Below are 25,876 nucleotides of genomic sequence, written 5' to 3'. Positions count from 1 at the left end.
CATCATGGCTTGAAGTATATGAATCTGGCGCAACTGTTTAAAATTAAGAAGTCAATCATTTATATCCAGAAAAAAGAGTTTTCAGATCCAGAGCAGGTGTTCGGCCAGGATTTTCCCGCCAAGTCCTATAAGGATCAGGCCGCCAAGGACTTCAACTTCATGTTCAAAGAAATGCCCTATCCGGTAGCCGAGGATTGCTCCGAAGAAAGACATAAAAAAGGTCACGCAGCCTATGATAATAACGGGCTCAAGAATAGGTGTCTTAAGAAACGCAAAACTAATTCCAACTGCAAGAGCGTCTATGCTTGTTGCAACTGCAAGCAGGAAAAGCAACGAATAGTTAAGGGAACTTACCTTTCCTTCAGGGCTTCCGTAAAGTGCCTCATAAATCATTTTGCACCCGATAAAGGCAAGAAGCCCGAATGCAATCCAGGGGGCATAGTCTGAAACAAAGCCGCTTACTACGCTTCCCCCAAGCCAGCCCAGCACCGGCATGAAAGCCTGAAAGCCCCCGAAAAAAACAGCCAGCTTCAGGGCATCATTGAGCCTGAACGGCCTTATCGTTGTACCGCTGGACATGGAAACTGCAAAAGCGTCCATTGCAAGCCCGAGCGCTAAGAGGAAACTGGTTAGAAAAGACATTTATTACTCCATTTTCGTATTATATAGGGTTTTCCGGGAATGTCAGATTTTCCGGGATAATAGAATCCCTGGCACTTAAAGGTACCTGTAATGCACTTAAAAGTGATTGCAATGCACCTGAGAGACTCTTAAATAAATTTAAAGTTGTGGGGAGAGGGAGCTGAAACTATACTTACACTTTTTCCTCTGAACCTTTCCCCCTAAGCCGGTTCACAAGCTTCCGGACCGCTTCAACAACCTGGAATTCCGATGCCCCCCAATGGACAACAGCCCCTTCAAAGCCATTGATAGTGACAAGCCCTGATTTTTCAGACCTGCAGCAGCGCGTAATAAAGGATTTAGAGGGCACAACTATTTCGGACTTGAAAGGACAGATATTTACGAAGGAATAATCAAGCTCTGGAAAACGCATTTCAAAAAGGGTCTTTGAGATCTCACACCCTACGAGGAGGTGTCCGTTTTCGGTCAGCACGTCCGAGTCCAGACATTTCCCCTCAAGCCCCGATGCGCTACATGGAAAAACTGTATTTTCTCCTTCGAACTGCCTGAGGTCAATTATCTTTTCAGTAAACCTGGCCTGCAGATCCCCGAAAATTCCGCTGGCTTCAAGCCTCCTTACAACCTGGGAAAGCCAGGACGGCTCCGGGGGAGCAACGTCAAGGATCTCTATTTCAAGAATACTGGAGGGGTCAGGGTCATGGACAATTGTGACATGCCTGTCTACACCCGTAAAAATGACAGTGTTCACCTTCCCTGTGCAGAGCTCTAATGCGGTCTCGATCAGGAGGGAACGGTCTTTTATGTTTAATTCCCTGTCATACCTGACCACCTCATCTCCGGAGGCAAGCAGTTCGAGACTCTCAACCTTTCTGAGAAGCCCTTCTCCACTTTTAATTACATGGTAAACTGCATACTCAGAGCTGCCGGTTTCGGGATTTTCTCTTTCTTCGATCAGGTACTCCGTAAGGAAATAAATTAACTCTTCAGTGCCTGTGGGAAAGGCTTTTGTTACTCCCACATGTTTGTACTCATCAGGAAAAATCATAGGTATCGGCTGTTTGAGTAATTACTGGATCTGGTCGGCTTCTCGGACTCGACCCTGTTTCTTGTAAGTGATCTTGCTCAATCAAGTTCGTTACTGTTATTAAGCAATTATTATTCTTACTTAAGCAGTTATTATTTTTTCTTAAGCAGTTATTATTCATTCTGCTGGCTCTGTACTTTTTTTCTATGGGCAACAAGTCCGCCGTCTGTGAGCATATCGAGCAGGAAGTCAGGCAGTTTGTTTCCTCTGAACACCTCTTTTCCGGGAACTCGGACCTCGCCTTTGAGCAGGTCAACTTCGATCTCGTCCCCTTCCTGGCACTCAACATCAGCCTCCATCAGGGGCAGCCCCACGTTAATCGCATTTCTGAAAAAGATTCTTGCAAAGGACTTTGCCACAACACAGGATACTCCCGCATACTTGAGCGCAAGGGGGGCCTGTTCCCGGGATGAGCCGCAGCCAAAATTGTTTCCCGCGACTATGATGTCTCCCTCTTTCACCTTTTTAGCGAATTCAGGATCAATGCCTTCCATGGCATGGGCCGCAAAGACCTGCATGTCCTTGGTCCTCAGGTATTTCCCCGGGATAATCACATCGGTATCGACATCGTCTCCGAATTTCCAGACTCGGCCTATGATAGGGTTTTCCATCACGAATCACCTGTGAAGTAGGTTTTTTTAATAGTATATCTAAGTGGCGGATATGTGAAAGAAAAAAGTACAGTAAAAAAAGTAAAAATTGGAAGGAAAAGCAGATGTGCAGGAGGAACTGAACCGCACATCTTACTGTTTTAGACTTTAATTTTAACTGTGGGTCCTACTTTAGACCTTTACTTCGTCTCCATTTAATACTGCTTCCTCACTTACCCTTACTTCTGTAGTCGTATTCCCGTAACTTACTACATAAGCACCTGCAGGAGCAGTATCGAACTGGGTTTCCCCGGAAATGGGACCTTCGGTTGAATAGGGTACAGTAAACTCGTACCTGCCTTCGGAATCCGAAGTTGTCGACTGGGAATAGTCAAAGGTCCTTCCCTGGCCCGTTAGAATTGTCGTGTTTATATTAACAGTCTCGTTCGGGGAAACAGTTCCGGTTATTTTTGCACCCTTAACATATTCGAAAATTTTGACATAACCAGTATCTGCCTCAGGAATACTGCCTCCAAAGAGGTAGTTGTACACCTGTTTATACCCTACTTCCTGAGTCTGATATGCCCAGGTCTCATGGACTAGCCGGTACTGCTTCAGGCCGTTTCCGTCCAGAATATGCAGCCTTGATTCCATTGAGTTGAAGTAGCGGGTACTTGGCAGGGACTGATATCCGCTCCCTGTCCAGTAAGACTGATAGTATCCTTCGGAATCAAGGGTCCAGGCTGTCATCGCATAGAACTTGCCTGTGGCCATTTCGACGTCTGAGATAATATAACGGGCTCCGGCTTTATCCGGGTCAGGGTGGACGGCTTCAAGCACTGCAGTTGCTTCTTCTTCGGATTGGGCTGTAAAGAAAGTGGAAGAACCGGGCTGGTTCTCTTCGTCTATGCCCCCCCTGCGCCCTCCAATTCCAGCCTGGAAAGGATTTGCATTTGGAATTCTGTGCCCGATCGTTTCGATCCAGTGACCGTAGTCCCACCAGGACATAACTCCGTACGCAGTATCCGGGTAATCGAAAAGTTCTCCGGCCTCGGGAGCTTCATAGATTGCATTGTAATCCATACCCGGGTCAGGAGTATAGGATTGGAGCCACGTGGTAGCTTCGATCCAGGGTCCGTTGGGCCCGCCAGTACCTTTTGTCATTTCCATTGCGGAACCGTATACGGGGAAAATAAGAATGACTGCTATAGCCAGAACCGCAACTATCTGTTCTATTTTAATAAACTTGAGGATATTCAGGAAATCTGCAGGAGATTTTACATCGGAACTGAACTTTTCATCGAGTTCTTTCCATTTTACCTTTTCAAGCAGCAGGCCTCCTACATAAGCACTGAGAACTGCTACGTTAATGGAATAATAGTATGCAAAACGGTTCTGGCCGTAGATGGTAAGAAGGATTAAAAAGCTCCAGACAAGAACCAGTACTCCTTCAGGCTTCGGCTTTCTGAAGAGTTTTGCAGTCAGGAAAAGAATCCCAAGGAGAGAAGCAAAGAAACCTGAAGCTGTAAAATTCCCAAAGACTTTTGATAGGGTAAAAACCCCACTGCCGTAAAATATTGAGGATACTTCTCCAATTGTTGAAGGACCGCCTGTCTGGATCCCGAAAATTGAATGAGGAGCGCTTATGACCAGCGAGTAAAGGGAAGGAACCGCAATTTTGGCTGCGACCAGTCCCACAACACCAATTCCGAGTATTGCCAGAGGATAGTAGTAGGCTTTTATATTTCTACTTTTGAACTCCCTCTCAATAAAACTCAATGCTATAAAACCTGCCATTGCTCCAATAGCGGTGGCAAAATGGAACCATGAATAATAATACATTGAGAAACCCATATCAGGGTGGACAAAGGGAAGTATAAGTATGGAGCTTACTAAAAATGCGATTATACCCGTAAACCCGAGGTAGTCACTTGACTCACCATGGAAGTTATCAAGGATATACTGGATCACGGCATAAACCAGAGCGACCAATAAGAAAAGAGAAGCTCCAGGCCACGAAAGCTGATAAGCTGAATACATGACCCCGGCCATAACTGAGTATATTAAAGGCTCTTTCAGGATACTGAAATTTTTAGTAATTACATGCTCGAAACGCAGTCCTTTTTTCTTTGCAGAGATCAATGCCAGCATGAAAAACATGATGAAAAAGGTACTGAATAGAGACTCAGCTACATGGTGGTCTGTAAAACCCATCATTGAACGGGACAAAAATTGCCCTGGAGCAAAGGCGATTAAAATTGCAGCCAGTATGCCTGTTTTACGTCCCCCGAGATGTTTTCCAATATAGTAGACAGGAATGACAGTAAGGGCTCCAAGCACTGCGGGGAAGTAAGCCCCTACCCAGTTAACAAGTTCAGGACTGGGATTGCCCATACCCAGAAACAGAGATGTAAGAGCCATCATCTGGTCAAATAATGGACCAAAATGGATGTAACTCCCCTTAGGATAGTTGGTCATGGGGTTGAAAAACATCCTGTTGGGGTAATTTTCAAGCAGAACATTTAAAGTCCGCATATGGTACCAGGGGTCATTACCCCCGAACCTTACAAACCCGTTGGATAGGAACACCGAATCATAAGGACGTGTTCGGATCCATAGGGCTACAAAACCAATTACTGCAACTGCCAGAGTATAAGGCAAGCTGGATTTTATTTTAGACTTAAAAGATGATACAGGACGATCCTGAGAACTCATAGTAATCTCCTTCGGGAGGCACATTTTGGCAAATAAATTTATAATATATATAATATATAATTAGCCTGAGATACAATTTATATGATATATAATTTAGGTAATATAAGATTTATGTCAGAAGAAAAATCAAATTGATTCAAATGCAACGGTTTATGATTTTAATTTTACTTTTGATAGAACTTCAACGCTCTCGCCGCAAAACTGACTCAAACAGCTTTCTGGATGGATCCACTAATCCTGAAGGGATAAAAAGTTCCTTCATAGTATATAGTAATTACATAGTGACCATCGATTTTTTTCAAGACATCTCCCTCAGATATAGTAACCCATTTTTAAAAAGACGTGCAATATGCACAATTACACTTTGAGAAACCCTAGACCTCTAAAGTAACTTTTTTAATAGTATATCTAAATAACGGACAAATAGAAGAAATAATTAAATGGTCTATAAAATGTGACAGGCTCCTTCAAAAAACCCCGAGTAATAGAGCCGTAAAAAGTGGAAGGTAAGAGAAGGAGTAAAAATTCAGTCGAGTGCCAAACCGCATGCTTCAGACTGATTCAGACCTTTACTTCGTCTCCTGTTAATACTGCTTCTTCACTTACCCTTACTTCTTTAGTCGTACCCCCGTAGCTTACGACATAAGCACCTGTCGGAGCAGTGTCGAACTGTGTTTCCCCTGGAATAGGGCCTTCGGTTGAATAGGGCACAGTAAATTCATACCTGCCTTCAGAATCCGAAGTTGTCGACTGGGAATAGTCAAAGGTCCTTCCCTGACCCGTTAGAATTGTCGTGTTTATATTAACCGCCTCGTTCGGAGAGACAGTTCCGGTTATTTTTGCACCCTTAACATATTCGAAAATCTTAACATACCCTGTATCTACCTCAGGGATCCTTCCTCCGAAAAGGGAATTATAAACCTGTTTGTACCCGGCCTCGTCACTCTGGCCCGCCCAGGACTCGTGAACCAGGCGATACTGCTTCATACCGTTCCCGTCAAAGAAGTGAAGCCTGGATTCCATTGAGTCGTAATAACGCATTGTCGGCAGGAGTTGTAAGTTGGCACCTACCCGGTACTGGGCATAGTACCCTTCTTCATCAAGGGTCCAGGTAACCATAGGCATAAATTTTGGGTTAACTTTTCCATTAAATAAAGAAGCCATTTCTATGTCGGATACAATGTATCTGGCTCCGGCTTTGTCTGGATCCGGGTGAACGGCTTCAAGGACTGCTGTTGCTTCTTCTTCCGACGGAGCGGTGAAGAAAGTGGAAGCTCCCGGCATGTTTTCGTCTTCTAGACTTCCTCTTCGGCCTCCTATTCCAGCCTGAAAGGGATTGGCATTTGGCATTCTGTGCCCGATCGTTTCAATCCAGTGCCCATAGTCCCACCAGGACATGACCCCATAAGCAGTATCCGGATACTGGAAGAGTTCGCCGTTCTCAGGAGCTTCGTAAATGTCGTTGTAGTCCATTCCCGGGTCAGGAGTATTATAGCGAAGCCAGAGAGTGGATTCAATCCATGGACCGTTGGGACCTCCCGTGCCTGTTGTATACTTTATTGCAGCGCCGTACTCCGGGAGAACCAGCACCAGGAATATGGTAAGGACTGCAAAGACCTGTTCTATTTTTACAAATTTGAAGAAATTTGGCAAATCTTTAAGCGATTTTACATTAGCCCGGAAGCTTTCTTCGAGCCAGCCCCATTTTACAAGATCAAGGAACCGACCTCCTAAATAAGCACCCAGAACCGCAATATTCACAGAATAATAATATGCAAAACGGTTCTGGCCATAAATTGCCATGAATATGAGAAGCCCCCATACCAGAGCCAGCAATTCTTCAGGTTTCGGCTTCCGGATGAGACTTATTGTCAGGAGAATCATTCCTGCGATCGAAGCGAAGAAAGCAGGAGCTGTAAAATATTCATAAACCTTATCGAAAGAAAATATTTCAGAGAAGTAAAATATAGAGGAAACTTCACCAATTGTTGAAGGCCCGCCGGTCTGAATCCCGAAAATTGAATGAGGAGCACTTATGACCAGCGAGTAAAGGGCTGGGGCCGCAATTTTGGCTGCAATAAGCCCCACACCACCAATTCCGAGTATTGCCAGAGGATAATAATAAGCCTTTAAGTTTCTTTTTTTGAACTCTCTTTCAATAAAACTCAAAGCTGCAAAACACACTACTGCTCCGAAAGCTGTAATTACATGGAACCAGGAGTAATAGTACATCGAAAAGCCCATTTCAGGATGGACAAACGGGAGTATAAGTAGTGTACTTACTAAGAATGTGATTATGCCTGTGAGCCCGAGGTAGTCACTTGACTCGCCATGGAAATTATCAAGGATATACTGGATCACGGTATAAACCAGAGCGACCAATAAAAAAAGAGAAGCTCCAGGCCACGAAAGCTGATAAGCTGAATACATGACCCCGGCAAAAACGGAATATACCAGAGGCTCTTTCAGGGCATCAAATTTTTTATTAGCTACATATTCAAAACTTAGCTTTGTTCTCTTTGCAGTGATCAATGCCAGCATGAAAAACATGATAAAAAGGGTACTGAATAGAGACTCAGCTACATGGTGGTCTGTAAAGCCGATCATTGAACGGGACAAAAATTGTCCTGGAGCAAAAGCGATTAAAATTGCAGCCAGTATCCCTGTTTTATGGCCTCCGAGATATTTTCCGATATAGTATACGGGAATGACGGTAAGGGCTCCAAGCACTGCGGGGAAGTAAGCTCCTACCCAGTTAACAAGCTCAGGACTGGGATTGCCCATTCCCAGAAACAGAGCTGTAAGAGCCATCATCTGGTCGAATAATGGACCAAAATGGATGTAACTCCCCGTAGGATAGTTGGTCATGGGGTTGAAAAACATCCTGTTGGGGTAATTTTCAAGGAGAACATTTAAGGTCCGCATATGATACCAGGGATCGTTGCCCCCAAACCTTACAAATCCATTGGATAAAAAAACCGAATCATAAGGACGTGTTCGGATCCATAGGGCTACAAAACCAATTACTGCAACTGCCAGAGTATAAGGCAAGCTGGACTTTAGTTTAGACTTAAATGTTGATACAGGATGATCCTGAGAAACCATAGTAATCCCCTTCAGGAAGTACATGCAACTAATATAGAACTACAGAAAAAGAAATTAAATAGATTGTATTAATTCGATGTAACGGTTTATAATTTTATCCCATTTTTGATCCGGAGCTTCATAATGCTCACTAGTACTGCGATTCTGAAATATGTGTATAAAACTTGACTTTTGAATTGATTAGCCGATAACGCATTTTTCCACTAAATAATGGAACTATTTTGGAATCGAAGCACTAGTTCCGAAAAGGTTCAGGACAGCTTCCCGGATGGATTCGACATTTCCTGGGGGCACAAAAAAAGTACCTTCATATCCAGCCATCGATTCTTTCAGACCGCCTACCTCGGAAACTACAACCGGTTTTCCAAAAGACATGGCGATATGGGCAATTCCGCTCTGTGAAGCCCTCAGGTAGGGCACTAATAAATTTGAGTTCTTGTTTTCACCGGTCATATGCTTCTCTCGAATTTAATGCATATTGAATACTCCGGTGGTCCATCGTTATACGTTTGATGTTTTAAAACACCTAAATGTAAGTAGTTCCCTTAAAGTCCACTTTGATTCAATAATCCCTGCCTCTCTTGCAGGTGTATTTTTGCATTCAAACCCTCTTTCATCTTTGTACCTTAATCCTCCATGCCCTCTACAGAAGTTAAAATGTGTGTAATATAACTTAATTTGATACTCTAACCATTCTGTCACTTTTGAAAACCCTATTGTTTTCCTTGAAATTAATTTTTTTGCTTTAAATTATATCTTGCATCTTCAATTGCTTCCCATGAACCAGCTGTTTTTACCAGGAATGAAAAATTCATTATTAATTGAGTAATTATAAAAGACAGCAAGGTATTCTCTAACTTAGGTATAAAAAATAAGATTAAAAATCCCAAGTATCCAGGGTTATTGAAAACTACCAACGGATAAAGAATAGTAAGAGATAAAACGATTATTGGAGAGACGATATGAACCATAAGTGCATAAGGAAAAACTATTTTTCCAAACATACCTTTCCCGAGCAAGTTAAGATTGTTTATGTATACCTTTCTTAAACCATTTATCCGCTTCATTTTCTGGATTATACGTCCCTTCGTACTCAAAGGGACACGCTCATAGACAATGGCAGATGGTTCGTATACTACCCGATAACCAAGACCGATAATTTTGAAAAGCAGATCAGAATCATCCGCATAAGCATCAGGATCTATCGTTATATTATGCAATAAATCAGTTCTGAAACTCATTAGTGGCCCATTACACACGGAAACTGATTGAATCTGACTCTCGCCCTGCCTCCAGATATCAAAGTAAAAACGATAGGAGTCTTCCTGTGATTTAGAAAGCCTTGCTTTATCTGAAAGGATTACAATTTTTCCCGTAACCCCGCCAATATGCGAGTCTTTATAATGGTTCACAACCCACAATAATGAATCACTTTTTAAAAACGCGTCAGCATCAGATATAATGGTAATCTCACTTTTCAGAGAAGGAAATATCCAGTTCAAAGCTCTTGCTTTTCCCTTACCTCCCTGATTCATGACCACTCTGGCATTTTTTAATGAGATGCCCTTAATCTTCATTTCTGATACACTCTGTGAAAGATCTGTTGAATGATCATTGAGAAGGATCACCTCAAGCTTGTCTTCAGGATAATCAAGATGAGATGTGTTTTCAATTTTTTCTTCAATCACTTTTTCTTCGTTATACATTGGTATGATTAGTGTGATTGTAGGGAGATGCCCGCCTTTCGAAAAAACTTCAGCTTTCAGAGGATCACTTACATATTTCTTTGAATAGAGGTGCATAAGCACTGTATAAGAAGAAAAAAGGGCAACTTCGAATGCAAAAAGAAATTGCCATGCAGACAGCAAACTGAGCATACCTTTTAACAAATACTTCAAAAGATATATAATTTTTCAATACCAAGTTTATGGAAGTAATCTTTTACTCAAAACGAGCACTTTTCATTTTTAATAACTGAGGCACTTTGTATTTCATAACGACTACGATACATACAAGGACTCCTGCTAGGAATTGAAGGACATTATAATTATCAGATAGTATTCTTAATTCCTCAAGTTTCATTCTATCCATCATTTTACAACTCATGCCTCCGTCCCTATATTTAGCAAGGATCTCATCCATATATAAAAAGTTATCCGGGTATTTTTTTATCGCCTTTATAATAAATTCATGATCTGCAGCCAGTTTAAAGGAGTAAGAGAAGGAGCCAATTTCATCGAAAAGATGCCCTCTGACAAAAAGAGTCTGATGGCAGATGTGTCGGAACAATAATTTATAGGATGTTACCCTGCAGCCCCTTACGATTCTTTTTTTTCGGAAATCATTTATCACTTCAACATTTCCATACACAGCTACAACAGATTCATCCAAAAACTTTTCAACGACTTTATCAACAATTTCATCGTTGTACAGATAGTCTCCTGCATTTAAAAAGTAGAGAATGTTCCCGGTGGAGCGAGCAATTCCCTTATTCATGCCATCATAAACGCCACTGTCCGGTTCACTGACCCATTTTGCAATTTTGTTTTCGTACTTCTTTATAATATCAAGTGTTCCATCAGTGGAATTCCCGTCGATTATAATGTACTCAATATTCGGATACTTCTGGTTAATGACACTGAGTATCGTCCCCTCGAGAACCCCTGCACTGTTCATACACGACGTCACAATTGAAACAAGCGGTTTTTTAGAAGAAACAACCATTTGATCCCTCATTTTTGGCCATAATAATTGGTAACATACCGTTCGTATGCCTGCTTGATTCCCTCACGCAGAGGAATCTTTGCCTGCCAACCAAACTCATTAAGCTTTGTCACATCAAGAAGTTTCCTGGGAGTGCCGTCAGGTTTTGAGGCATCGTACACGATTTCTCCCACATAGCCCACCACATATTTGATCAGTTCTGCCAGTTCGCTAATTGAGATATCATTTCCAACTCCGATATTCACAAATTCTCCTATATCGGAATAATCATAATTTTCCATAAGGTACACAGGCATCGGCCATATCGTCCACATGTAGAAACTCTCTTTTCGGAGACCCAGTGACCCATACGACTACTTCAGGTTTGTTATTCACCCTGGCTTCATGGAATTTCCTGATCAGTGCAGACATAACATGTGAAGTTTCAAGATCAAAATTATCGTTTGGCCCGCACAGGTTAGTCGGCATAACTGAAATGAAGTTGGTTCCGTAATGCTGGTTGTAGTGTTTGCAGAGCCTGATTCCTACGATCTTTGCTATTGCGTAGGCTTCGTTTGTTTCTTCGAGGAGGCCGGTAAGCAGGTATTCTTCTTTGAGGGGCTGGCGGGCTAACTTTGGATATATGCAGGAAGAACCGAGGAAAAGCAGTTTTTTAACGCCATATTTGTAGGAGGCATGGATGATGTTTGCTTCGATCATCAGGTTTTCGTAGATGAACTGGGCGGGATAGGTGCTGTTGGCAAGGATTCCTCCCACTTTGGCGGCTGCAAGAAATACGTAATCCGGTTTTTCAGTTTCGAAGAATTCGTTTACAGCCTTCTGGTCGGTGAGGTCGAGTTCGCTGTGGGTGCGAAAAATCAGGTTGGTATAGCCTTTAGATTCAAGTTTTCTTTTGATTGCGGAACTTACCATGCCGCGGTGACCTGCGATGTAGATTTTGGAGTTGGTGTTCATGTCCCATTCTCTCTTAATTAGCTGTCATGCCCACATATTTTTGGCTCTTCGCGGTTTCAAGTGGGTAATTTACGTTCATTTTCTAAATATTGAAGTAATATGTATAAGATTTAGAAACATTTGCTGTTAAAAATCATATTCAAACTTGATGTTTCTCTCTTTGTCAAGGCAACTTTTTGACTAAGGAGTCGTCACATAACAAACTATGCACAGTTTTCAATTTGGTGCCTTGATTTTTAAGATCAATATCACCAATTGAAAATTAACTTTATTAAAAATTTGCCTAATCTATTTTGTGACAGATACTAAGCAATTATTTTCAACCCACTCAAAACAGCGAAGAGCCATATTTTTTAGTTTTTTGTGGGCTTTTACATCAAGAATCATGATTATTTCATTAACAAGCTATGATACAGTTGTTCATATAAATCAACCATTTTATCTAACGTGAAATGTCCCTCAACGGTCATTCTTGCAGATGATCCAGCTTTCTTCCTAAGATCACCATCATCCAAAAACAAATTAATTCCATTTAAAAAATCGTCTATATTTTTATATTTTGCAATATATCCAGTGTCCATATGTGTTACTAGCTCTGGAATACCTCCCGTTTCAAATGCAATAACAGGTGTCTCGGATGCCATTGCTTCTAATACTACAAGGGGACAATTATCTGCAAGTGATGGATATAAAAATAAATCAGAAGCTGCATAATATTCAGCCATTGTGGTTTCATCTTCAACATATGGGATTGAAATCCATTCAATGGAATTTTTTATTTTTTTGTCAGGTTTTCCTGAAGAACCTACGTTTAAAAACACAAGGTTTTCTCTATTGAGTTTTCTCAGAGCTTCCAATAGATAATCTCCGCCTTTCCAATAATTCTTAATGCCATAGTGTGCACTGAACATCAAAATTGTTTTGTCAAGCGGAAGGTTTAGTTTTTTTCTCACATCTCTTTTATTCATTGGATGGAATATTCTATGATCAATTCCGTTGTAAATCAAATAAACTTTTTTATCTCCCAAAATACTTTTTTCAACTTTATTCTTCAACCACTTTGAGGGTGTTACAACAGTAAATTCAGATTTTTTGAAAATACCCTTTTTGAGACTCCAGAGCCAGTTTGTTCTATCATACCGCAATGAAGGATAGATTTTCAGGTCAGGACAGTTTCCACATCCAGTCTGCCATTTCTCACAGGAAAATGAATGGGCACAGTGGCCAGTTAAAGCCCACATATCGTGTAGGGTGTATACCGTAGGCTTGAGTTTTGTTAATTTTGGAAGTGCAAGAAGGTTAAAATACCCGCCATGAAGGTTATGTAGATTGATAATATCTGTATTTAAGACATCAGATCTATTTTTAATTCTAAATGAACTTAGAAATATTAAATCAGGCAGTAGTATTGCTTTAGATAGAATACTCGTACCAAGTTGGAAATATTTGTTTCGTGAAAGCTGTTTTACACTTGGGTTTTTGCTTTGTTTATTTCCTACCAGCATCCACGATTTGTGTCCTCTTTCATTTAAACAATCTTTTAATCGATAGGCTAATTTTGCTGCACCACCAGCACTCTCGAGTGTGTTTATGTGGACAATATACATATTAATACCTAAAATACTTATTAATTTGACTTTTAAATAAATTTAAATCCCAATCACGAATTAAACAACGTGGAAGTTCATATATATTGGAGTATGAATGTACTTGCCCATAATAATTGGAACAAACAAGATCAAAATTGAGTTCTTTGCAAATATCTATGGAATTTTTATTATAATCATTCTTACAGCCAAAAGGATATGAAAAATATTTAATTTGATTATTTGTCCAATTCTCTAGCTGTTCCTTGGATGAAATAATATCTTTTCTCTGCTCTTCTTTGGATAAAATTGATAATGGTGAATGTGATTTAGTATGAGCGCCAATTGTCGCATATTCACTTTTGGATAATTTTATTACTTCTTTTTGGGTCATCGTTCTATGTGTCTTACGTCCTTTGTAATTTAACCCGCTCCAATCTAGAATTGATTTAACCAAAAGATCACGGTTTGAAGGGTTCTGAAACTTAAGTATTGGGTGCAGTTCATTGTATGTATTCAATTTGTTTTTTTGATTAGAAACATCAAATCTACAGATATTTCCAGATACGTTTAAGGAAAGAGATGGTGGAAGGTCTATCCTGCTTAAAAATACCCTTTCAAGATCGTCCCACCAAAATTCTTTATCAGTATCAATTATGCCAGTAGTGACAAAAAAAGTGGCAGGGGCTTCCAAAGTCTCTAAAATAGGCAGAGCTTCTAAATAATTGTCTGCATATCCATCATCGAAAGTTATTACGATTGATCTTTCTGGTAATTTTTTATCTTTTAAACGATCACTGAGCTCTTCTATACTAATTATGTTGTAATTTTTTTTCAGCCATTCAATTTGCTTGTAAAAATTATCCGGGTTAATGGCAAGCAATTGGGGATCATTTTCAAGAGTTGTTACTCTGTGGTATATCAAAATGATTGCAGGGGTGTTTATGAGATTGCAAGTAAAGCGGATTGGTGATAAAGTTGCAGAATATATCTTGCTTTTTAATGTCATAGAGATTTCCTGATTACAGCAGTGATTACCATTTGATAGTCTCTATCAATATAATTAACTTCTTCTTGAGTTAACTCATCTACAGCCAATCCATGAAGAAAAGCAATGGATGTTAGAATATTGCCATAAGTTCTGACAGTAATATTTTCTGTAGGTACATATTTCTCAAAAATCATTCTGAGCGATTTATCAGTAAAGCGCCAAAAATCACCCCATCTATCCATATCATATCTAGAAATCTGGCTAATGCCTGCCACAGTTATTAATACAGTTCCTCCAGGTTTTAGGCATTTGACCACATTTTTAACTGCAGAGTCAATATCAAAAATAAATTGTAGTGTTTGTGTGAGGATAAAACAATCAAAGGCATTTTCAGGTAGACCTTCACCTGTAACTAAATCTCCTACAATTGTAGCTTTAGGATTTCCTTCAACGGCATGAAGAACATCTGATTTAGTGACATTATTTTTGCCGAATTTGAGGGTATATTCATTATCAGCTATTTCAAGTACCCTTCCTTGTATACAGTTTGAATTTTCATCAAGAAAAGATTCTATAAAATATCGATCTATGGGCTGTCCACGGTCAAAGCCAAAGACACAGCTAATTGGTTTCATCTTTCTAAGATTATACCAGTTAGGTTTTTTCAATATTTTGTTAATTTTTATCATTTAACTTCCTTGCATGAACTAATAGGAAATATGTTGTACTTTTGGATATTTTTAGGGGTGGTTTAACTGCTCCATTTGTTTCGTAATCAAAATGGTTGATTATGTAGCTAAAACCATTTCTATCTAGTAACGTTAATATGTTATGCAATTGTGGCTTTAAATTTGTAAAATGGTGATATTCAAAAATTATTTGGTCGACATTATGGATTACATACTCTATTTCTTGAAATACTTCCCATTCAGCCCCTTCAATGTTCATTTTTAGAAGATCTACAGGTTCTTTTAGATATGAGGATAAGCGACATGATTTTACTTTAATTTGTTTATTGTTGGGATGTGAACCAATCAAAGATCCACCATCGGAACCCTCTTCATCAAACTTGAGGGTGCCATCTATTTTTGAAACGGCTGAATTTACCAATTCAACATCTGTAACATTATTTCTTTCAACATTTCTTTTTAAAATTTGGAATATATTAGGATCAGGTTCAAAGGTAGTGATTCTTGCTTTTGGGTAGATTTTCTTGAAATACAATGTTGACATGCCTATATATCCACCACAGTCCAGTATTCTAGGTTTTTCAGTAGTAGAAGTAAACCCATAAATTTGATTGACAAAAATATCTTTGTTTTCAATATAAAGTGATAGTAAATCTGGTGCTTCTACTTTATATTTATCAATTTTACATACATAGTTTTTCTTATATCTAGATACGGATGCTAATATTCTTAATGGTGTATATCTGAGCATCAAAAAAGGATATGTAAACCGATTGATTTCATGGTAGAGTGCTTTTAATATTTGTAGCATTATAATGACCTATCCAAGAATTGTTATTTAGGAATGATTCAAATATAATACCAAGGATTTTTGTGAGACATTTTAAAATCTTCTGGGATCGCCAAAATTTACCATGAATTCCACTGGCAATTGACTGTAATCAATCAAAGACCCAGAAAATAATAAAAAGTCTCATTTTTGTTGCCAAGAGTGATTATTTGGGGAAATGAAAACTATAGACCAATTCCCTAACTGAAAATTTGAAGTTATATTTTTATCATTCCTTAGTATTAAATAAGTTTACAGAAAGATATTTATCATTCCTTAGTATTAAATAAGTTTACAGAAAGGAATAAGTCTAATATATCTGAATAACTCAGTTTTAATTCAAGCATAGCTTTTGACATATTCTCTTTATAATACATAAAAGAATTCATATAGTCTGAATTTTTATAGAACTTTTTTTCATCATTCAAAATGGAGTACAGTACCCCATAAATTGTTGGAAATATATAATAATTTAAGAAATAAATGTTTTTAATCTTGAGGTTTTCTCCAAACCTGATAATTTTATTTGAGTAAAACAATGTTCTATGTCTAGTAGATTGTGTTGTCCACAAGGATTCCTGCAAATTTATAAGATATTTTGCTTTGCCTATAACATATTTTATTTCTTGAATATCGATGTTTTCCTTTATGCATTGATTTCTAAGGTTATTTACTAAAGCTTTATACTCGTGATAGTAATTTGTTCCATGTATAGAATCGTTAGCTTTTATAGAATATGCTGCATTGTTTAAAATTAATAATAAATATCTTAGACTAACTTTATTCTTACCCATCAAATTAAAAATCATAGGGTAAAAGAAGCTGTTCCATATTAATATTTGAGGTAAATCAAAATTTCCTTTCAACTTTAGCTCATTGCCACTTAATAATTTTAATGACTCTACACTGTGAAATAAATGCAAGTATTTAGATTGTTTTTTTGTAATAACGATTGCTTTATGATAAAAACAATAATCGCTATTTGGAGCTTCTTTTATTTTAGTGTTTATTTCTGAGTAGACCTTATTATATTTGCAATTATCATTAACAATGAATAACAAGTCTATGTCTGAAATTCCTGGAAAGTTTATATTACCAAACTGGTATATTGCTTCAATTTCTTCATTCCTAGACAGCTCGTTAACTATGTAATGAAGGCATTTTTCATAATCTTTAATTGATAAATTAACCAGATCATTTTTAATTTTCATTTTTAAGCTCCAAGCAGCTATCAGCAAAATTCAATATTTTTTTTGCGAAAATGTCGTTAAATCCCGGAACTAAAGATTGATCTATATTAGGTAGGAATTTTTTAGTTATGTGTTCAATAGTATTTCTGTTCTTAAATATCGTTTGCAAATATGTAAAATATATATTCTTATCAAAATGTTGCATGTATTTCCAGTTTTGGCGAATCATTGTAGCCCACCGAATCACCTCTAGAGATTCATCATCAAACAATTCATGTGCCTTTAATATAGCTGTTTTTTTATCATAGATCTCGCCTTTTACTTGAAAAGATAGTGGCACTAACAATGATATGCCTGAAATTAAATTTTTTAAGTAATATAAATTGCATTTCCCATTTATTAATGATAAAGTATCCCGTTTAACCTCTTGTGCAATTATTTCAAGAATACTTTCGAAGTTATTGTTGTAATCATTATTTACATATAAATCAAGTGTAACATCTTTTCCAATTGCAATTGCTGTATTGAATATACTGCAAGGCATAACTGATTGATCATAGTCATATTTATCCAAAAATGTATATAGCCAATGCCCATGATGCTGAAGTGGATCTACTTTTTGATAATACAAATTCAATTTAGAAAGTAAGTGTTTTGTCTTTTTAAAATTATCAAAGGATTTGAACACACCTTCATTTAAGAATATGATATCGTCTACATCTGAAAATTCATTGTATGTATTGTCTGCGTAACTTCCATGAATTATATAATCGATATTATTAACTATTTCACTTTCATATGAATTGACAATTTTAGAGATCCCGTTGCATACTTTGTCATTTTTGCTTTTAGTGAGGGTAAATTTATGTAAAGTTGAATTATCTGAAATAGATAATTCTATATTTTCAATATATTTTTTAATTAATTTGTATATTTCATATTCTCCAAGAACTTTGTCTTGATTATTATTTTCTTCAAAAAGTATAATTTTATATTGATCTGGAATATTTGGTAATATAAATGTTTGTTTAAAGTAATTGGGATGTATGTAATAAAGCTTATTAGCAGACATGTCATTAAAATACATATTTATTATATTTGTGATAGCTAAACGAAGCTCTATACTTTGGAGTGAATTGATTTTACTTTTCATATTTCAGTCCAACTATTTTGGTTAATTTATTTATTGTTCTATTCAATTTAAAAAAAACTAGCTAACAAATTTTTTAATCGAAAACAATTATAGGTTTACCCATTTGGATTCGGTTAAGATACGAAATGCAAAGAAATTATTATCATTTACGTGAATATCTATGAATTATACCGGAAAATCGCTATGCATGGTATTCGAAATTGTGCATAAAATTCGTTAACCGATGCCAAAAGTAGGTTTACCATCAGTTACTATTTTGTTTATGACATCAAATAATTTATTAATGAGCTGATCCCAAAACTCAAAATTGGCTCTCTGAACCTTGAATCTAGAATAATCAATCGAGCTACAGATAATGAAAATGATTCTGAAATTTTTACCGATGTAGGAATAAAATAGGTTTTGGGATGAGCTCAATGATAAAAATATAACTTCATATTTACAGTTTGGGAATTGATCTATAGTTCCATTTCCTCAGATAATCATTCTTGGCAACAAAAACTTGATATTATATTTGAATCATTCCTTAAACATCAACATATACATCCAAATCATGTTTTTTTGAGAATGCATCAACAAGACCATATTTGTTTAAATTCCTTATATCAAACTCTTTAAATAAATACAATTGTTTAAAGGATAAAGAGGCAGACCACAACATATCACCTATGCCTTTGGAATCATTCGTTAGCTTACGTTTTGTTCCTTTATCATAATAATGTTTATCTTCATAATAAACAATATTATTTTCGTCAACCTCAAGCATCTTGAAATAATCATTATCTAATCCACAAATATAGATTGAGTCATATCCAAGATGGCAAGCTATTGCAAGAGCTTTATAGGAGGTCCAAGTTCTATATCCTCTTGGTTTAGAGGGATTAATATTATTTGTGAATCGGTTCTCAAAGTCGTTGAAAATATAGGAATGTTTGAACAAATTTAAATTATGGAACTGTGCAGGGATAAATACAGGGATATTCAATTCATTAAGGCGATCAATCTGTGCTTTATGGGTATTTACGACTTCTTCTGCGACTTCGATTTCACCGGGTAGGCCAAAACTAATGGGGTCACTAAGTACATAATAATCTGGAACTAGCATTTTAGCCATTTCAGAACTCATATATGAATTAATACATATCACATCAAATCCGGACTTTTGATATTTTTTAATTTTGTCTACATCAATTAGTTTAATAGAAGGTCCATTTGCAAAAACAAAACAATTTCTTCCTTTTTTTGTATTTTTTAATCCTTTGGTTCTTTTAAGATCTTCACGTTGGGGCATGATGTACAATATATAATACCCTACGCTCAAGACATTAGTTGCAAAAAATTCTTTGATGTCAGCTGACAATGTATGTGAAGAATTAGTGGCATAGTTCTGAAAAAATATTTTTATGTTTCCCATAACGCTTTGTATAATCCTCATGCAATAGTCTCACATATGTTTTTTTTAAATATTTTAATTATAGTTAATTATAGTTGCGCTGGCGCACCCGCCGTAAGCTCGGGGTATTCGACTGAAATAATCACAACCACGTTGGCCACATAAAATTCATCTGCATCATAATTCCCTTCAATTCACTATATATATTCCTATCAAACTTCAACAAGAAAAATCCATAGATCCCTCCTCCCAGTACAACTGGAACTAGTGTTAGCCATACATTGGAAAGCGGCACAAGTGCCCTATACCCGACCACAAATAACAACATCAAAAAAGATGCCTTTAAAATATTCATTAAACTCTCGGATTCCACCTTTATTGTCAGTATCTTTGACAATATCCGCAGTGCCAGAATCGCATTTAATCCCATAGTAACAAGTGTGGCAAGCGCAGCCCCTTCGATACCTATCACAGGTATAAATATTGCATTCAATGCAACGTTTGCCACAACTGCCACCACAATAACATTAAACAGATCTTGAAGGTGATCCAACGCACTCAGATATGATGTGAAAAAAAACTGGAATATGTTTACGACTTGCACAATGAACAATACCACCATTGTCATATAGCCTCGGCCAAATTCCGCACCATAGAAATAATACAGGAGTTTATCTCCCAGTAAAACCCCACCCACAAACATTGGTATGGCTAGAACAAGTGAGTATGTAAATGCACGAGATAGTGAATCTTCTATCAATCCGATCTCACCAGTCTTTCCCCAGCGACTGACCCTTGGCCACAATGCCCCCCGAAGTGCATATGTTGCAAATGATGCTAGTGCTGTGAACTGCAGTACTATACGGTACACACCCACATCTGCATTATTAAGATAATAACCTAACATAATTGTATCTGCAGTAGAATACACAACCATCCCACTTGAGATCAAAAACACCCACAATGAAAATGTGGACAGGTTTTTAATATGTTTCCACTCAAAGCGTACAAAACGAAGATCAAAAAAACGCAATTGAACTATAGAGCCGACAAACAACCCCACAACAAAACCACCAGCAAGGCCGGCAACACCAAAACCCAAAAAAACCGCAACTACCTGAACAACTATTCTCGAAATGTTATTTATAAACGTACCTGTGGAATGTATTCCAATCTTGCCACATCCTGCTATGCCGCTTGATACAGCTCCCTGTAACAGTGAAACTATAAGTGCCAATAATAACCAGATAAATATGCCCGAATCGTTGAGATCATCGAAATAACTTCTAAAAATTATAAGCACCACTAAAACCAACGTTACAAACAGCGAACGCAGAACAACAAATGCACTAAAATAAGCATCCTGTTCTTCCCCTTCACTTATACGCTTGATTGCAGCCTCACCAAATCCTCCATCTGTAATTAGAGTAATGATGCCGAGGTATGCAAGAAATATGAAGTATCCACCCAGAACGCTTGCACCCACTGTGTGGGCAAAGTAAATTGTACTTAAAAAGCCGATGAACGTGAATGCAATCTGCCAGATAAACGATACGATGCTCTGTCGCTGTATCGGCTCAATGGACATTATGCGGGAGAAAAAAGTGTTTAATTTGAACATGCTTTTATCAGTAAACTTGGTTTTCGCTTTTTTATATGAGGAATCCATTTTTCAAATTTACCACAAAGGACACAGAGATGGTAGCATTTTTCCTCTGTGTACGCCGTGCTCTCTGTGATCATCATTTTTCACACGGATTCCACTAAGTTAAAGTTTTTAACAATAGATTTAATGTATTCTCTTCAAATTGAGTGAAAAATATACCTAGTATATCAACTATTATAAAAGGTTACTCGTGTGTTCCTCGATAAATGATTTAATTTTTTCCAGGTTTAGGAGGTCATTATCAAAAGTTAGAAGATTACTCCGTGGGGTTTCTAAAGTGATATGTCTTATGGAATTGAATTCTGAACCCGAAATCATAGCAAATACCAAGAATCTAAAATCGTATTCACCTTCCCCTATGTTAAGATGTTCATCTTTGCTATGATTCAAGTGGCCATCAGAAACATGATAATAAAATGGCTTAAACTTGCCAAATTCGTTGACGAACTCCATATAATCAAGTTCAAGACTTATAGCAGCCTTAATTGCATGATTTAAATCCAAACAGAGTCCAAATCCATTATCCATTAGTTTTTCAATCTCTTCTGGCGAGTATCCTACCATTTTTTCATCATATATTCCAATTTTTGGCATATTTTCAATTAAAATTCTTTTGTCATAAATATAACTCAAAAACTCAATTGCATCATCGAGTTTTCCAAAACCTGGGTGAAGAACCAAGTATCTAGCCTTAAGTTGATCTGCCCACTCAATGCAGTTCTGAATTGTTTTAATGTTATAATCTCTTTTATCTCTGTCAGCAATGTTCACACCGTGCCTTTCCGTTGTTATGTGAATCGTATAGGGCAGGTCGTAAGAAAGAAAAGCATCGATCTCTGTACCGGGAATTGGAGTCAATTCAATGTATTGAAATACATCATTCTTGATCAGTTGCTCTGCCTGTGGGAGCATATCCTGGTTGGTGGACCAGAGTTTTAAGCCAAAGTTCATTTATACTCTTCCGGAAAATTTTTAATAATCATCTTATAAGGCCCCAATTAAGAGGAGTCCCTTTAGTAATTACCTTTGCAGCTCTTTTGCCCAAGATATCGTTCAGATATTTGGGGTGAAGTCCAAAACCGGGTCTAATAGACCTTACATTTTTGTCAGAAAACAACTCTCCCTCTTCCACATCTTCTACGATAAAAAGAGATCGAGAAAACTCATGGCTTTTCTTCATCTTGTCCGTTAATTCATAACTGACTTCTCCAAGAGCTTTTTCAACTTCTCTTACCGCTTCAACCATTGCCTTAAACTCCTTGGGTTCAAGAGAAAATGAAGCATCTGGTCCGCCTAAACTCCGGTCGAGTATAAAGTGCTTCTCGATTATTTTTGCCCCAAGAGCTACAGCTGCAATTGGCACTGATATTCCAAGGGTGTGGTCTGATAAACCAACTACTGTCTTAAAAGTGTCTTTAAGGTTTGGGATTGTGTTTAAGTTTACTTCCTCAAGAGGGGATGGATATGCGGAGGTACATTTTAATAGTGCAACCTGTTCGTTTCCAATCCGCTTGCAGGCGTTTACGGCTTCTTCAATATCCGCAAGAGTAGCGATACCTGTAGAAATAATTACTGGTTTCCCTTTTGAAGCGATGTATTCTATGAGAGGTATGTCAGTAATTTCAAAAGAAGCGACCTTGTATGCAGGGACATTCATTTTTTCCAAAAAATCAACGGCAGTTTTGTCAAAAGGAGAGGAGAAACATAATAGTCCTAGATCTTCTGCTATCTTTTTCAGCTCTGGCTGCCATTCCCAGGGAGTATAAGCTTCCTGGTAAAGTTGGTAGAACGTTTTATTGTCCCAGATAGTGTTCTGCTTGATCTGGAAATATTCATTATCAACATCTATAGTAATTGTATCGGCTGTATATGTCTGTAACTTAACTGCATCAGCACCTGCTTCTTTCATAGCTTTTATTGTCTTTACCGCAAGTTCAAAGTTCTGAAGGTGGTTGGCAGAAAGTTCTGCAATTATGAAAACTTTTGTTTTTTCCTCAACAAACACGTTTTCAATTTTAAACTCCATTATGATTACCGTCCCCGTCTACAATTCCCATAATTATTACATCGTGCCAGTTTCCAGATTTAAAAACAAAATCTCTTAATTTCCCTTCCTCGATGAAACCCTGTTTCTCGTAGAATTGTATTGCTTTTTTATTGTTATCCAAGACTTCAAGTTTTAATGTGTGAAGTGTTCCAATTTTGAAAGCAATATATTTCAAAAAAATGATGAGTTGGCTTCCCGCACCTTTAATTTCAGTATCAGGATTGGTATATATTCCAAGATAAGCATTCTTATTTTTAAAATCCAACCTATTAATATAAATAACACCTAAGTATTTTTTTTCATCTTCTACGAGCCAGTAAAAGTTGTTATTATTATTCTCCAAAGATTCTATAAATGCCTCATGTTCCTCTTGAGATATTATTTCGTCAGAATACATCCACTTTCTAACCATTTCATTGTTTCGCCAGTTCCTTACAAGTTCTTTTTCCTCTTGAGAGAGAGATATAAAATTTTTGATGTAAACTCCATTTAATTGGAAGTTATTTTTTAGATTCATCATTTTAAGACTCTCACTGTTTTGAATGCTTCAGCGTAACCAAGTCCCGTTTTCATGCCCCAATTTTTCGCAGAGAGTTTTATTCCTTCTGACGACCTTGGGTGGGGGTACTCCCTAATTTCCGACTCATAAGCTTCCATTGCTTTGATCTTATTTTCCAGGGTACTGCTTATGTCTACAAAGGTATCAGGAGAAAACTCAAGAGGATAGTTCCATTCAGTTGAAGAAAGCACTTCAAAGGAATATATTTCCTTTACAGATTCTCCAGGTAACGGACGGGAAGCCGTAATTAGAGCAGTGTAAGTAATTCGGTGATCAAGATTCAAATCTTTTTCATAATGAGTAAATACTATTTCTGGTTGAACTTCCGATTTCACCTTTTCGATAACTTTGATAATATCAAGCAGAGGCAATGAATCAAATCTGTTGTCTGGAAAATCGTATATGAAGACGTCTTCAACCCCAACAAGTTTGTTTGCTTTATGAGCCTGCTTTTTTAAGAATTCCAGTTCTTTGCTTCTTTTTTCTTGGTTTCGAGTTTCATCCCTGGAAGTAGCGCCCTCCCCCAGAATCAATGTGTAGGCATTGTATCCATTTTCTTCAATCATTTTTTTAATTGTTCCACCACAACCCAGAATTTCATCATCAGGATGGGCAGCAACCACAAGAATATTTTTATTATTCATTTTCAATCTCAAACCTTCCTGAAAGTTTGTCTCCCTTTTTATGCACATCCGAAAAAGTGAGTTTAAATTTCCCCATTTTCAGGAAAGCTTTCGGATAACCTTCCCCATCCAGCATTCGGATAAAATCGTATGTATCATCCATATTGTTGAGTTCCGCAAGACTTATGTCACTTTCCTCGGGGTTTCGGCGTTTAAAGTATACAGCGTCTCCCTGTTGATTCTGTGGAACTAGTTTTTGCTCAACAATGTTTCCAATCATTTTGAATGTGACTTTCGAAGCTTCAATAAAGATTTCTTCTGCACTTCCCAGGCCGATATATAAATCTTTTTTCAGATATATTTTCCCGGCATCAAGTCCTTTTTCCACCCTGATTGCCGAAATCTTCGTGGTGTAAATCTTTCTCAAAATTAAATTTTGAAGAGGACTTCCACCCCTGCCATAGGGCAGGTCGGTCATATGAAACACCACGCATTCAAAATTTTCAAATATCTTTTCCGGAATTATCCAGGACCAGTGAGTAAAAAAAATGTAATCCGGACTGTATTTATTTATATATTCAAAATTGAGATCCTCTTTACGGGTAAGAATTTCTACTTCATATTTTCCCCTATGTTTTTCCTTGAAACTCAAAGCCTGAAATATATTCCAGGATTTTATAGTTGCTATGACAATCCTAACTTTATTCATAGATATAGACCTGCAATTTTCAATTCTCAGCCTTCTCAAGTTGGACAATAATTTCGAATATCTCAAACAGATGGTTCATAAAATATTCATATTGAGTCTTTGGTCTTTTCAACTAAAGTTACATCCACATAATCTCCTCTGCAAAAACTATGCCTCTTCAAAGTTCCAACTTCTTTATATCCTGCTTTTATGAAAGCTTTGTAAGAACCCTTATTCATGATATACATTCCAGCTATCAGTTTATTCAGATTAAGCTCATTGAAAGCGTAGTGTGTAGCCAAATTTATAGCTTCCGTAGCATATCCTTTTCCCCACATTTTTTTATTTCCTATAAGTATACCGAGATCTCCAAATCTATGTATCTGGTTTATTCCTCCGATCTTTATGTTACCTATGTGTTCTGCACTCTCATTTTGAAAAATACCGAATAAATAATTATTCTGTCCATCATTAGTTTCTCTTACATAGGCTTTAAGTTCATCCAAAGTATAGCTTTTCCACCTACTTTCCAAAAATTGAGTGATTTCGGAATCCTGCAACCAATCAACGTAAACCGATGTAACATCATCAACGTTTAATAATTTTAGAAAAACACTGTTTCCTTTTATTATCATTATTCTCCCTCTG

Annotated in this window: 24 protein-coding genes and 1 pseudogene; all 25 read right to left on the bottom strand. The window is 37.5% G+C overall.

All coding sequences use genetic code 11. From position 1 onward, the window contains the following. Positions 1 to 81: 81 nt before the first annotated feature. The 25 genes and pseudogenes from EO92_RS16425 to EO92_RS16315 all read right to left on the bottom strand — a co-directional run bounded on the left by EO92_RS16425 (position 82) and on the right by EO92_RS16315 (position 25,863). The gene (locus EO92_RS16425) at positions 82 to 642 is read right to left on the bottom strand and encodes a manganese efflux pump MntP family protein (protein ID WP_048135767.1); all 561 of its coding nucleotides are present in this window, start codon (positions 640 to 642) and stop codon (positions 82 to 84) included. A 172-nt stretch (positions 643 to 814) separates the two neighbouring features. Beyond that, the gene (locus EO92_RS16420; protein ID WP_048173312.1) at positions 815 to 1,687 is read right to left on the bottom strand and encodes a hypothetical protein; all 873 of its coding nucleotides are present in this window, start codon (positions 1,685 to 1,687) and stop codon (positions 815 to 817) included. A 152-nt stretch (positions 1,688 to 1,839) separates the two neighbouring features. Then, positions 1,840 to 2,337, bottom strand: a complete 498-nt coding sequence (hacB, locus tag EO92_RS16415) for a homoaconitase small subunit (RefSeq protein WP_048137079.1) — start codon at positions 2,335 to 2,337, stop codon at positions 1,840 to 1,842. A 171-nt stretch (positions 2,338 to 2,508) separates the two neighbouring features. Continuing rightward, complete coding sequence (locus EO92_RS16410; RefSeq protein ID WP_048173309.1) at positions 2,509 to 5,031, bottom strand: oligosaccharyl transferase, archaeosortase A system-associated; 2,523 nt, start codon at positions 5,029 to 5,031, stop codon at positions 2,509 to 2,511. 561 nt (positions 5,032 to 5,592) lie between these two features. Then, entirely contained in the window at positions 5,593 to 8,136 is a 2,544-nt protein-coding gene (locus tag EO92_RS16405; RefSeq protein ID WP_048173307.1) for an oligosaccharyl transferase, archaeosortase A system-associated, read from the bottom strand. A 216-nt stretch (positions 8,137 to 8,352) separates the two neighbouring features. Then, positions 8,353 to 8,589 carry a glycosyltransferase family 4 protein gene (locus EO92_RS16400; RefSeq protein ID WP_048173305.1) on the bottom strand — a complete coding sequence of 79 codons (237 nt, stop codon included), beginning with the start codon at positions 8,587 to 8,589 and terminating at the stop codon, positions 8,353 to 8,355. Between the two features lie 48 nt (positions 8,590 to 8,637). Then, a pseudogene (locus tag EO92_RS17325) lies at positions 8,638 to 8,868 on the bottom strand (IS1 family transposase); the annotation flags it as partial. Next, positions 8,868 to 10,013 carry a glycosyltransferase gene (locus EO92_RS16395; protein ID WP_082108247.1) on the bottom strand — a complete coding sequence of 382 codons (1,146 nt, stop codon included), beginning with the start codon at positions 10,011 to 10,013 and terminating at the stop codon, positions 8,868 to 8,870. The pseudogene EO92_RS17325 and the gene EO92_RS16395, both read right to left, overlap by 1 nt. Positions 10,014 to 10,077: 64 nt before the next feature. Next, the gene (locus tag EO92_RS16390; RefSeq protein ID WP_048173301.1) at positions 10,078 to 10,860 is read right to left on the bottom strand and encodes a glycosyltransferase family 2 protein; all 783 of its coding nucleotides are present in this window, start codon (positions 10,858 to 10,860) and stop codon (positions 10,078 to 10,080) included. A gap of 8 nt (positions 10,861 to 10,868) precedes the next feature. After that, positions 10,869 to 11,174, bottom strand: coding sequence for a hypothetical protein (locus tag EO92_RS18885; RefSeq protein WP_304413396.1), 306 nt, complete (start codon positions 11,172 to 11,174; stop codon positions 10,869 to 10,871). Next, on the bottom strand, positions 11,128 to 11,814 hold the full coding sequence (locus EO92_RS16385) for a GDP-L-fucose synthase (RefSeq protein ID WP_304413395.1): 687 nt from the start codon (positions 11,812 to 11,814) through the stop codon (positions 11,128 to 11,130). Before EO92_RS16385 ends, EO92_RS18885 begins: the two co-directional genes overlap by 47 nt. 389 nt (positions 11,815 to 12,203) lie before the next feature. After that, entirely contained in the window at positions 12,204 to 13,421 is a 1,218-nt protein-coding gene (locus EO92_RS16380) for a glycosyltransferase family 4 protein (protein WP_048173299.1), read from the bottom strand. 1 nt (position 13,422) lies between these two features. Continuing rightward, complete coding sequence (locus EO92_RS16375) at positions 13,423 to 14,409, bottom strand: polysaccharide deacetylase family protein (RefSeq protein WP_048173296.1); 987 nt, start codon at positions 14,407 to 14,409, stop codon at positions 13,423 to 13,425. Then, on the bottom strand, positions 14,406 to 15,080 hold the full coding sequence (locus EO92_RS16370; RefSeq protein ID WP_048173294.1) for a methyltransferase domain-containing protein: 675 nt from the start codon (positions 15,078 to 15,080) through the stop codon (positions 14,406 to 14,408). The genes EO92_RS16375 and EO92_RS16370 overlap by 4 nt, the downstream gene beginning before the upstream one ends. Beyond that, positions 15,067 to 15,831 (bottom strand): FkbM family methyltransferase, encoded by a 765-nt coding sequence (locus EO92_RS16860; protein ID WP_162197488.1) that lies wholly within the window; start codon positions 15,829 to 15,831, stop codon positions 15,067 to 15,069. Before EO92_RS16860 ends, EO92_RS16370 begins: the two co-directional genes overlap by 14 nt. 347 nt (positions 15,832 to 16,178) lie before the next feature. After that, positions 16,179 to 17,120, bottom strand: coding sequence for a hypothetical protein (locus tag EO92_RS16360; protein WP_048173291.1), 942 nt, complete (start codon positions 17,118 to 17,120; stop codon positions 16,179 to 16,181). Next, on the bottom strand, positions 17,110 to 18,252 hold the full coding sequence (locus tag EO92_RS16355) for a nucleotidyltransferase domain-containing protein (protein ID WP_048173288.1): 1,143 nt from the start codon (positions 18,250 to 18,252) through the stop codon (positions 17,110 to 17,112). The genes EO92_RS16360 and EO92_RS16355 overlap by 11 nt, the downstream gene beginning before the upstream one ends. A 526-nt stretch (positions 18,253 to 18,778) precedes the next feature. Continuing rightward, complete coding sequence (locus EO92_RS16350; RefSeq protein ID WP_162197487.1) at positions 18,779 to 19,666, bottom strand: hypothetical protein; 888 nt, start codon at positions 19,664 to 19,666, stop codon at positions 18,779 to 18,781. A 121-nt stretch (positions 19,667 to 19,787) separates the two neighbouring features. Continuing rightward, the gene (locus EO92_RS16345) at positions 19,788 to 21,233 is read right to left on the bottom strand and encodes a flippase (protein WP_235283379.1); all 1,446 of its coding nucleotides are present in this window, start codon (positions 21,231 to 21,233) and stop codon (positions 19,788 to 19,790) included. A gap of 252 nt (positions 21,234 to 21,485) precedes the next feature. After that, positions 21,486 to 22,262, bottom strand: a complete 777-nt coding sequence (locus tag EO92_RS16340) for a sugar phosphate isomerase/epimerase family protein (RefSeq protein WP_048173285.1) — start codon at positions 22,260 to 22,262, stop codon at positions 21,486 to 21,488. Between the two features lie 28 nt (positions 22,263 to 22,290). Further along, positions 22,291 to 23,337: a pseudaminic acid synthase gene (gene pseI / locus EO92_RS16335; protein ID WP_048173282.1), complete on the bottom strand. Its 1,047-nt coding sequence runs from the start codon at positions 23,335 to 23,337 to the stop codon at positions 22,291 to 22,293. Next, the gene (pseH, locus tag EO92_RS16330; protein ID WP_048173279.1) at positions 23,327 to 23,878 is read right to left on the bottom strand and encodes a UDP-4-amino-4,6-dideoxy-N-acetyl-beta-L-altrosamine N-acetyltransferase; all 552 of its coding nucleotides are present in this window, start codon (positions 23,876 to 23,878) and stop codon (positions 23,327 to 23,329) included. Before pseH ends, pseI begins: the two co-directional genes overlap by 11 nt. Continuing rightward, positions 23,875 to 24,561: a PIG-L deacetylase family protein gene (locus EO92_RS16325; RefSeq protein ID WP_048173356.1), complete on the bottom strand. Its 687-nt coding sequence runs from the start codon at positions 24,559 to 24,561 to the stop codon at positions 23,875 to 23,877. The genes pseH and EO92_RS16325 overlap by 4 nt, the downstream gene beginning before the upstream one ends. Then, on the bottom strand, positions 24,554 to 25,249 hold the full coding sequence (locus EO92_RS16320) for a methionyl-tRNA formyltransferase (RefSeq protein WP_048173277.1): 696 nt from the start codon (positions 25,247 to 25,249) through the stop codon (positions 24,554 to 24,556). Before EO92_RS16320 ends, EO92_RS16325 begins: the two co-directional genes overlap by 8 nt. Positions 25,250 to 25,335: 86 nt before the next feature. Next, positions 25,336 to 25,863, bottom strand: coding sequence for a GNAT family N-acetyltransferase (locus tag EO92_RS16315; RefSeq protein ID WP_048173275.1), 528 nt, complete (start codon positions 25,861 to 25,863; stop codon positions 25,336 to 25,338). Between the last annotated feature and the right edge of the window lie 13 nt (positions 25,864 to 25,876).

The sequence above is a fragment of the Methanosarcina sp. 2.H.A.1B.4 genome (assembly GCF_000979385.1).
In the GTDB taxonomy this organism is placed as follows: Archaea; Halobacteriota; Methanosarcinia; order Methanosarcinales; family Methanosarcinaceae; genus Methanosarcina.
The sequence above is the reverse complement of the archived record's forward strand: the minus strand, read 5'-3'. Positions and strand labels throughout refer to the sequence as shown.